This is a genomic window from Kribbella sp. VKM Ac-2571, from assembly GCF_004362255.1.
Taxonomy (GTDB): Bacteria; Actinomycetota; Actinomycetes; order Propionibacteriales; family Kribbellaceae; genus Kribbella; species Kribbella pratensis.
Window position 1 is genome coordinate 830,190 of the sequence record NZ_SNWS01000001.1, and the last position, 8,412, is coordinate 838,601.

At 66.5% G+C, this 8,412-nt stretch carries 10 protein-coding genes; 4 read left to right on the forward strand and 6 right to left on the reverse strand.

The window, feature by feature from the left end; all coding sequences use genetic code 11:
* Positions 1-70: 70 nt before the first annotated feature.
* Genes EV651_RS03955 through EV651_RS03970 form a run of 4 tightly spaced genes read right to left on the reverse strand, consistent with a single transcriptional unit; the run spans position 71 to position 2,682 of the window.
* Entirely contained in the window at positions 71-793 is a 723-nt protein-coding gene (locus tag EV651_RS03955) for a Sir2 family NAD-dependent protein deacetylase (protein ID WP_133781987.1), read from the reverse strand.
* On the reverse strand, positions 790-1,344 hold the full coding sequence (locus tag EV651_RS03960; RefSeq protein ID WP_133781989.1) for a GNAT family N-acetyltransferase: 555 nt from the start codon (positions 1,342-1,344) through the stop codon (positions 790-792). Before EV651_RS03960 ends, EV651_RS03955 begins: the two co-directional genes overlap by 4 nt.
* A 13-nt stretch (positions 1,345-1,357) precedes the next feature.
* A complete protein-coding gene (locus EV651_RS03965; protein WP_131342193.1) occupies positions 1,358-1,570 on the reverse strand; it encodes a sulfurtransferase TusA family protein in 213 nt (70 codons plus the stop codon).
* Positions 1,567-2,682: a cysteine desulfurase family protein gene (locus EV651_RS03970; RefSeq protein ID WP_202870138.1), complete on the reverse strand. Its 1,116-nt coding sequence runs from the start codon at positions 2,680-2,682 to the stop codon at positions 1,567-1,569. The genes EV651_RS03965 and EV651_RS03970 overlap by 4 nt, the downstream gene beginning before the upstream one ends.
* A gap of 94 nt (positions 2,683-2,776) precedes the next feature.
* Between EV651_RS03970 and coxB the strand changes: the two genes are divergently transcribed.
* The 4 genes from coxB to EV651_RS03990 all read left to right on the forward strand — a co-directional run bounded on the left by coxB (position 2,777) and on the right by EV651_RS03990 (position 7,284).
* Complete coding sequence (gene coxB, locus EV651_RS03975) at positions 2,777-3,661, forward strand: cytochrome c oxidase subunit II (protein ID WP_133781991.1); 885 nt, start codon at positions 2,777-2,779, stop codon at positions 3,659-3,661.
* Entirely contained in the window at positions 3,658-5,430 is a 1,773-nt protein-coding gene (gene ctaD / locus EV651_RS03980; protein ID WP_133781993.1) for a cytochrome c oxidase subunit I, read from the forward strand. The genes coxB and ctaD overlap by 4 nt, the downstream gene beginning before the upstream one ends.
* Positions 5,427-5,822 (forward strand): cytochrome c oxidase subunit 4, encoded by a 396-nt coding sequence (locus EV651_RS03985; RefSeq protein WP_133781995.1) that lies wholly within the window; start codon positions 5,427-5,429, stop codon positions 5,820-5,822. Before ctaD ends, EV651_RS03985 begins: the two co-directional genes overlap by 4 nt.
* Before the next feature lie 220 nt (positions 5,823-6,042).
* Complete coding sequence (locus tag EV651_RS03990; protein ID WP_238156636.1) at positions 6,043-7,284, forward strand: Ig-like domain-containing protein; 1,242 nt, start codon at positions 6,043-6,045, stop codon at positions 7,282-7,284.
* An 82-nt stretch (positions 7,285-7,366) separates the two neighbouring features.
* On the opposite strand, the gene EV651_RS03995 is transcribed toward EV651_RS03990, so the two are convergent.
* Both EV651_RS03995 and EV651_RS04000 read right to left on the reverse strand, forming a co-directional pair.
* On the reverse strand, positions 7,367-7,690 hold the full coding sequence (locus EV651_RS03995; protein WP_133781999.1) for a hypothetical protein: 324 nt from the start codon (positions 7,688-7,690) through the stop codon (positions 7,367-7,369).
* Positions 7,691-7,766: 76 nt separating this feature from the next.
* Positions 7,767-8,412 (reverse strand): transposase (locus EV651_RS04000; RefSeq protein ID WP_238156637.1); only part of this gene is annotated, 646 nt, incomplete at its 5' end.

The following is an 8,412-nucleotide window of genomic DNA, read 5'->3' on the forward strand; positions in this document are numbered from 1 at the left end:
GCCCCTCCCCGCCGACTCACCCTGCCGGGGACGGTAGCCGCCGCCCTTTACCGTGAGGAGGGCTCAAATGTCACGGTAAGGTCACGAGGTCCGGCAGTGTGGTCTCGATCGGAGTGCGCAGCACAGTGGTCGCCTGGTCGTCGTACGGGGTTGGTTGTGCGTTCAGGATGATCAGGGGCTTTCCGGCGTTCAGGGCGAGGTCGCAGAGACCTGCGGCCGGGTAGACCTGCAGTGACGTCCCGACGGCCAGGAACAGGTCGGATGATTCGGTGGCTTCGACAGCTCGGTCCAGCACGGCCGGGTCGAGGGACTGGCCGAACGAGACGGTCGCGGACTTCAGGATGCCGCCGCACACTTCGCAGGCCGGGTCCTCGTCGCCTGACTCGAGTCGGGAGAGTACATCAGCCATGGGGATCCGGCGCTCGCACTGGAGACAGTCGACGTACCAGACCGTGCCGTGCAGTTCGTGGACCAGCTCTGTTGACGAGCCGGCCTTCTGGTGCAGCCCGTCGACGTTCTGCGTGATCAGACCGGTCAGACGGCCCTGCCGCTCCAGCTCGACCAGAGCGAGATGACCCGGGTTCGGCTCGGCTGTCCACGCCGGCACGGCCAGCCGGTGCTTCCAGGTCGCCACTCGCACCTCGCGACTGGCGACGTACTCGTCGATGTCGAACATCGCCTCCGCGGCCGGATTCTTCGTCCACACGCCCTGCGGGCCCCGGAAGTCGGGGATGCCCGACGCAGTCGAAATCCCAGCTCCGGTCAGCACAGCGATGCGTTCGGCCTTGATCACACCTCAGACGGTATCCATTCGGAGGCCAGGACGGACATCACGATCTCGTCGAACCATTCGCCGTTCCAGAGGAGGGCATCGCGCAGGACGCCCTCCGTGGTGAAGCCGGCCTTCTCGTACGCGCGCTGAGCCCGCGGGTTGAACGCGTAGACGCCGAGGCTGATCCGGTGCAGACCGAGCTGCTCGATGCCGTAGCCGACGATCAGCCGGGTTGCCTCGGTCCCGAGACCGCGGCCCTGGCCGGACGGGCCGATCAGGATCCGGAAGTTGCAGCACTGGTTGTCCGGGTCCCATTCGTTCAGCACGGCCTCACCGACCACGGCGCCCGATGCCTTGTCGACGATGGCGAGGTCCAGCCGGTCGGTCTGGTCCTTGCGGGTCCGCATCCACTCGCGGGCCTGCTCCTCCCCGATCTCACCGTGGCTGCCGGTCAGGCGGGTGACGTCAGGGTCGTCCATGGCGGCTTTAAGTGCGTCGTAATCGCCCTCGTCAAGCTGGCGTAGGACCACCAGGTCCCCTGTCAGCGTCGGCTTGTAGGCGAAGTCGGTCACGTCGCGCAGTGTTTCAGCTGACCCGTCGTACGACGTACTGGTTTTCCCCGGCCGATACCAGCTCCTGGGAACGCATCCGGCACCACGCCGGGATGTCGGTTGCCGCGGCCGGGTCGTCGGCCAGCACTGTGACCGTGTCGCCTACGGCAACAGTCGGTAGCGTCTTGGCCAGTTTGATCACTGGGAGTGGGCAGAGCAGACCGCGGCAGTCCAGGTCGACGTTCACATTCCCACCTCCGCCCGGATCCGCTGCACCAGTCCTGGAAGCACAGCACAGAACCGCTGCACCTCGTCTTGGGTTGTGTCGCGCCCTAGAGAGACACGGACGTTGCCGTGGGTGAGTACGCCCATCGCTGCGAGTACGTGCGAGGGCCGGAGCGTGCTCGACGTACAGGCGGAACCACTGGAGACAGCGAACCCCTCGGCGTCCAGTGCGGTCACAAGCGCCTCACCGTCCACATAGAGACAGGAGAACGTGAGGATGTGCGGCAGGCGGTCGTCCGCGTCACCTACTACCTCGACGTCGGGGACGTCCGCGGCCACACGGCGGCGTACCTCGTCGATCCAGGCCCTGTGCCGCTGGTCGAGCTCCTCCGCCTCGGCCAGTCGGGCCCGCAGCGCAGCGGCCGCGGCCAGCGCGTTGGGGACGTTCGGGAACCCGGGGGAGAGGCCGTCCTCCCGCTCGTCCATCGGCCACGCCGGTGCGATCCGAGTGCCCTTCTTCACAGCCAGTAGCCCGACACCAGCCGGGCCGCCCCACTTGTGCGCGCTCGCCGCGAGCACCGACCAGCCCGCGGGTACGACGTCGTGCCCGACCGACGCGGACGCGTCAACAAACAGCGGTACGTCGCCTGCCGCCGCAGCCGCCGCCTCGATCGGCTGACGCGTCCCTACCTCATGGTTCGCCGACTGCAGCGCGGCCACAGCCACTCCAGGGCGCCGTACGGCGTCTGTGAACGCATCCAGCTCGATCCGCCCCAGCCGGTCCACGCTGACCTCGGCAGCCGCCTCTCCAGCCGTGTGCAGTACGGCGGAATGCTCGACCGCACTGTGCACGATCGTTGCCCCGACCCGCCTGCGCGCGGCCCGTACCGCGGTCAGGCCGGCCTGGATCGCCGCCGTACCGGAGGTGGTCAGGTACAGCTCGTCCGGCCGCACGCCGACCGCCTCCGCGAGGACCGCGCGGGCGTTGTCCACCAGCAGCCTGGCGGTCCGGCCCTCATGGTGCAGACGCACCGGATCCGCCCATCCGGAATCCACTGCCGACAGCAACATCTCCCGCGCCGCGGGGTGCATCGGCTCGGCCGACGCGGCGTCCAGATACGTACGCTCGCTCACGCCCAAAACGCTAAGCCCTACCTATGCGCAGGAGCCGGGAGGGTGTCCAGTAGTGTTTGGTCGTCAGTCTCACTTGGGAAGGGAAAGGCGCCCCGTGGGTTCGAACGGCACGCCCGGAGTGGAGGAGCGACCGGCAGGTTCTGCCGGCGCCACACGACCGGCGAAGCGTCGCCTGCTGGTCGGCAGTGCAGTGGTGCTCGGCACCCTGCTGCTGACCGGTTGCTCGACGGCGACCACTGAGCAGTGGAAACGACTCGGTCTGCCCGAGGGCGCATCGGACCGGACCGAGGCCATCCGCAGCCTCTGGATCGGGGCGTGGATCGCCGCCCTGATCATCGGCGTGATGGTCTGGGGCCTGATCCTGTGGGTCGTGGTGCGGTACCGCAAGCGCAACGACGACGCACCCCGGCAGGTGCGGTACAACCTGCCGCTCGAGGTGCTCTACACCCTGGCCCCGTTCGCGATCATCGGTGTGCTGTTCTTCTACACCGTCGAGCACGGCAACCAGGTCACGAAGATGGACGCCAGCCCGCAGCACACCGTGAACGTGGTGGGCCAGCAGTGGCAGTGGACCTTCAACTACAAGGACACCGTCAACGGGCAGCAGGGTGTCTGGGAGACCGGCACGATGGACAAGCCGGCCACCCTGTGGCTGCCGGTGAACGAGTCGGTCCACTTCGACCTGACCTCGCCGGACGTCATCCACTCGTTCTGGGTGCCGTCGTTCTACTTCAAGCTCGACGTGATCCCGGGCAAGACGAACAAGTTCGAGCTGACCCCGACCAAGACCGGCACCTTCGCCGGCAAGTGCGCTGAGCTCTGCGGTCTCTACCACAGCCGGATGGTCTTCACCGTCAAGGTGGTCTCCCGCGACGAGTACGACGCACACCTGAAGGAACTGGCCGCCAAGGGCCAGACCGGAGCCGCAACCGGCGGCGCCGACGCCACCACCATTCCCGGTACAGGGGGCGAGAAGTGACCGACTTCGCCGAGCGCACCGGCGCTATCGGTAGCACCAGCGCGCTGACCCGCCGGCGCAGCAAGGGCGCGTTGCTGGTCAAGTACCTGACCACGACGGACCACAAGCTGATCGGGCACATGTACCTGATCACGTCGTTCGCGTTCTTCCTGATCGGCGGCGTGATGGCGCTGCTGATCCGCGCCGAGCTGGCCAAGCCGGGTCTGCAGATCGTGAACGAAGAGGTGTACAACCAGCTCTTCACGATGCACGGCACGATCATGCTGCTGCTGTTCGCGACCCCGCTGTTCGTCGGCTTCGCGAACGAGATCATGCCGATCCAGATCGGCGCCCCCGACGTCGCGTTCCCGCGACTGAACATGTTCAGCTTCTGGCTGTTCCTGTTCGGCGGCCTGATCACGATCAGCGGCTTCTTCACCCCCGGCGGCGCGGCCGACTTCGGCTGGTTCGCCTACGCCCCGCTGTCGAACGCGGTCCGTTCACCAGGCATCGGCGGCGACCTGTGGATCATGGGTCTGTGGATGGCCGGTCTGGGCACGATCCTGGGTGCGGTCAACTTCATCACCACGATCATCACCATGCGCGCTCCCGGCATGACGATGTTCCGGATGCCGATCTTCACCTGGAACATCCTGGTCACGTCGATCCTGGTGCTGATCGCGTTCCCGATCCTGGCGGCGGCGCTGCTGGTGCTGGAGGCGGATCGATCACTCGGGGCCCATGTCTTCGACGCTGCCAACGGCGGGCCGATACTTTGGCAACACCTGTTCTGGTTCTTCGGGCATCCAGAGGTGTACATCATCGCGCTGCCGTTCTTCGGCATCGTGACCGAGATCCTGCCGGTGTTCAGCCGCAAGCCGGTCTTCGGCTACATCGGTCTGGTCAGCGCGACCCTCGGTATCGCGGTGCTGTCGGTGGCGGTGTGGGCACACCACATGTTCGTCACCGGCGCGGTGAACCTGCCGTTCTTCTCGTTCATGACGTTCCTGATCGCCGTACCGACCGGCGTGAAGTTCTTCAACTGGATCGGCACGATCTGGGGTGGCTCGGTGTCGTTCGACACCCCGATGCTCTGGTCGGTGGGCTTCCTGACCACCTTCCTCTTCGGCGGTCTGACCGGCGTCATCCTGGCCTCGCCGGCCCTGGACTACCAGCTGTCCGACTCGTACTTCGTGGTCGCGCACTTCCACTACGTCGTGTTCGGCACCGTGGTGTTCGCGATGTTCGCCGGGTTCTACTTCTGGTGGCCCAAGTTCACCGGGCGGATGCTGGACGAGCGGCTGGGCAAGCTGCACTTCTGGCTGCTGTTCATCGGCTTCCACACCACATTCCTGGTGCAGCACTGGCTCGGCGTCGAGGGCATGCCGCGGCGCTACGCGTCGTACGGCGCCAACGAGGGCTTCACCACGCTGAACGAGGTGTCCAGCGTCGGCGCCTTCATCCTGGGCGCGTCGATGCTGCCGTTCTTCTACAACATCTACAAGTCCCGCAAGACGCCGCTCGTAGGTGTCGACGACCCGTGGGGCTGGGGTCGCTCGCTGGAGTGGGCGACCAGTTCGCCGCCGCCGCGGCACAACTTCGAGAAGCTGCCCCGGATCCGTTCGGAGTCCCCGGCGTTCGACCTGCACCACGCCGACCTGGCGCTGGCTGAGTACCCGGACAACCGGGCCGGCAGGGACAACCTGCTGGACGCGGGTGAGGACGAGGGCCGCGTCGAGCATCTCGAGGAGCTCGCGAGTACCGAGGACGACGGGAAGGACAAGGCGTGAAGGTCGAAGCCTGGGTCTTCGGGATCCTGAGTGTGTTCGTGCTCGTCGTCACGCCGATCTACTGGCTGATGTCCGAGGACCCGACCGGCACCACCGCACTGGTGATGACGTTCTTCCTGTCGCTGCTGGTGGCGTTCTACCTGAGCGTCACCGCACGGCGGATGGACGCCCGGCCGGAGGACCGCAAGGAAGCGGAGATCGTCGAAGGGGCCGGCGAGCTCGGCTTCTTCCCGCCGTACTCCTGGTGGCCGCTGTGGTGCGCGCTGACGCTGGCGGTGGTTGTTCTCGGCATCGTCTTCGGCTGGTGGTTGTTCATCGCCGGCTGCGGGATCGGCATCATCACGCTGAGCGGGTTCATCTTCGAGTACTACCGCGGTGACCACGCTCACTAGTTGCTCATTAGTTGTTCACTAGTTGAGAGTCGTACGAAAAACGCCGTCCGGGAACGAACCGGGCGGTGTTTTCGTGCGTCTGTAGTAGTGCGAACGGGTACCGGGGCTTGTGGACCGTACCGGAACGACGCGGACGGATGCAGGGAAATGTCGCCGCGGCAGGTTACCCTTACCGCGGTCTGACTAAACAGGGGAGAACTGGGGAATGGTGAGCGGTTCGGTGAGGAAGCACGGCCTGGCCGTGGCGGGGATCTGCGTCCTGCTGCTGGCCGGCACGGCCTGTAGCGACACAGAGGCCGGCGGCTCCGGCGGGCAGTCGACGCCCAGCACATCCACGTCGCAGAGCAACTCGCCAGGTGCCTCCAGCACCCCAGGGAACTCGACGAGCCCGTCGGAGACCCCGGCGTCGACCAGCATCGCGATCGTGCCCGCCAAGGGCGCGTCGTCAGTGCAGCCGGACAAGCCGGTGACGGTGACCACCACGGCCGGAAAGCTGACCGCGGTCACGCTCAAGGACGACGACGGCGACAAGGTGACCGGCACCTTCAACGCCGACAAGACCCAGTGGACGTCAACGCCGCAGCTCAAGCCGGGCGCGACCTACACGGTGAGTGGCTCGGCCGAAGGCACCGACGGCGCCACGGTGCCGATCAGCTCGACCTTCAAGACGCTGAAGGCGTCGAAGAGCCTGAAGGCCTCGGTCGTCCCGCTGAACGGTGAGACCGTCGGCGTCGCGCTGCCGATCCAGATCTTCTGGAACAACCCGGTCAAGGACCGTGCGGCCGTCGAGAAGCGGCTCTCGGTGAAGACGTCGGTCCCGGTCGACGGCAGCTGGCACTGGGTGAACAGCAAGCAGGTCAACTACCGCCCGAAGAACTACTGGCCGGCCGGCACCAAGGTGACGGTCGACATCGGTACCCAGGGTGTCAACGCCGGCAACAACGCGTGGGGCACCGCGAGCCGGACGATCGCGTTCTCCATCGGCAAGTCGGTCGTCACCAACGTCAACGTCAAGAAGCACACGATGACGGTGACGATCAACGGCAAGCTGGCCCGGACCATCCCGATCACCGCCGGCAAGGACGGCTTCACCACCCGCAGCGGGGTGAAGGTGATCATGGAGAAGTTCACGGTGAAGCGGATGGACGCGGCGACGGTCGGCCTCAAGCCCGGCGACCCGGAGTACTACAACATCCCGGACGTGAAGTGGGCCCAGCGGGTCACGAGCTCCGGCGAGTTCCTCCACGGCGCGCCGTGGTCGGCCGGCAGCCAGGGCAGCTCCAACGTCAGCCACGGCTGCGTCGGCATGAGCCTCAAGGACGCCCAGTGGTACTTCAACCAGACTCTCCGCGGCGACCCGGTGATCGTCACCGGCACCGCCCGCCACATGGAGCCCGGCAACGGTTGGACCGACTGGAACACCACCTGGGCCGCCTACAAGGCCGGCTCCGCCCTCTCCTGACAGACCAAGACGCGCCAAGACGCAGCTGCCTCCTCCCCGCATGCCCGCGGGCAGGAGGCTGCTGTGTTTCACCGTGACTGGTTCAGCCAGCAGGTACGTCGGCCAACGCGAAGTCGGCCGCTTGTCGGAGGACTGCCTCGTCGGTCTTCCATCGCGAGCGCTGAGTCTCGTCGGCCCTCGATCGTGAGCCCTCGTCGGCCTTCGATCGTGAGTGCTGGGTGATGGGCACGACCGGGTCGCCGGCGGGGTGATCGACCCTCCGTCGGTGAGAGCTGCCGTGCTGTCTGGGTGGTGGTTCGGCCCAGCTCGGGCGCGCGACCTCGACGAGGCCGTCGGTGATCGTGACGCTCCACTGGCCGTGGTGCAGGTCGACATGATGACGCCGGCACAAGAGAGGCTGTCGCACGAATCCTCAGGTCTGGGGCCGAGGCTGAGGCGCGGGTTGGGTGTGTTGTCGGGTGGTCGGGGCGCTGGTCTGCCGGTTAGGCCTGGGCTGCTTGCTGCAGTTTGAGGAGGTTGTGGACGGTGCAGATGAGGCGCCATTCGCTGTGCACGGCCGGCAGGCTGCGGCGGGCGAAGCGCCGGAATCGGAGGTTGTGCTTGATGTTGCCGAAGACGGGTTCGATGGTCGAGGACCGTTTCTTGTAGAGCTCGGCGTTTCCGGGTTCGGCGAGTTTGTTGTCCATCGTTTTGCGGGCGATCGTTGGGTCGGTGGCTTCGCCGCGGACGTGGGCCAGCATTGCATTGACGCGGGTGTCGGAGACGGTGAGTTCGTCCTTGGCGGCACGTTTGGAAATCTCGCCGCGAGCAAGGCGTTCGATGACGGGGATCCACTCTTCGGGCTCGGGTTCGGCGCTGCGTGTGATGCGTTGCCCGTCCTGCCCGAAGTAGCGCTTGGTCATGTCCCGCACCCACGTGTAGGAGACGCCGAGGATCTCGCCGGCCTTGCGTTGTGACAACTCGCCCCGGTTGACTTTGACCAGGACCGCGAGCTTGTCGTCGTCGGGCTTGTCGGCCTTGCGCCACGAGGGTCTCTTCGTCGCGATCAGAACCTCGGCGCCGACGCCGGTAGTGCCGTTGGCGGCCGTCCAGTACCCGGCGTCGGCAACGAACACCCCGACACCGTCG